We start from the raw sequence: 626 nt of genomic DNA, 5'->3' as shown, positions 1-626 counted from the left end.
TCTCGCGGGAGAAGAACCGGGAGGTCCTCGACGCCGGGCGCGAGGCGATCGAGATCGCCGCTGTCGCGGGGGTGCCGATCGGGTTCGGCACCGACCTGATGGGTGTGCTGGAGGCGGAGCAGCTCAACGGGCTGCGGTTGCAGGCGGAGGTGACCGGGATGCTCGAGCTGCTGCGCTCGGCCACCTCCCGCAACGCGCGTCTCATCGGCAGGCCCGACCTCGGACGGGTCGCGCCGGGTGGTATCGCGGACCTGCTTGTCCTGCAGGGCAACCCCTTCGACGACGGCGACTGCCTGTGGTCACCGTCCGCGGAGCGGACCGTCATCCAGGCGGGCCGCGTCGTCCATCGCGGTCCCGCCCCAGGGCACGTCTGACCGCAAATCGCTGCCACCAGGAGGAGAGCCGTCGATCCCCTGACTGGGATCGGCGCCCCTCGCCGTCCACTCTCTCGAGAGGCCAAGGATCGCAGCCTGACCCGACCCGATGGCTCACCCTCACCCGCGCTGCTCGGAGGCAACTCTCTTCAGGCATGGCCGTAACTGTATGCAGAACGCGCCACGACCCTATCGATCCTCGTCGATTCGCTGCCACTGAGCGCGGTTGCGAGTGGTTGTCCGGGGACCTCT

At 69.2% G+C, this 626-nt stretch carries 1 protein-coding gene; it reads left to right on the top strand.

The window, feature by feature from the left end; genetic code table 11:
* The coding region (locus N864_RS22900) for an amidohydrolase family protein (RefSeq protein ID WP_034723047.1) at positions 1 to 374 on the top strand (374 nt) is incomplete at its 5' end.
* Positions 375 to 626: the final 252 nt, after the last annotated feature.

This window comes from Intrasporangium chromatireducens Q5-1 (assembly GCF_000576575.1).
Classification (GTDB): Bacteria; Actinomycetota; Actinomycetes; order Actinomycetales; family Dermatophilaceae; genus Intrasporangium_A; species Intrasporangium_A chromatireducens.
This window is presented reverse-complemented; position numbering and strand designations above follow the sequence as displayed.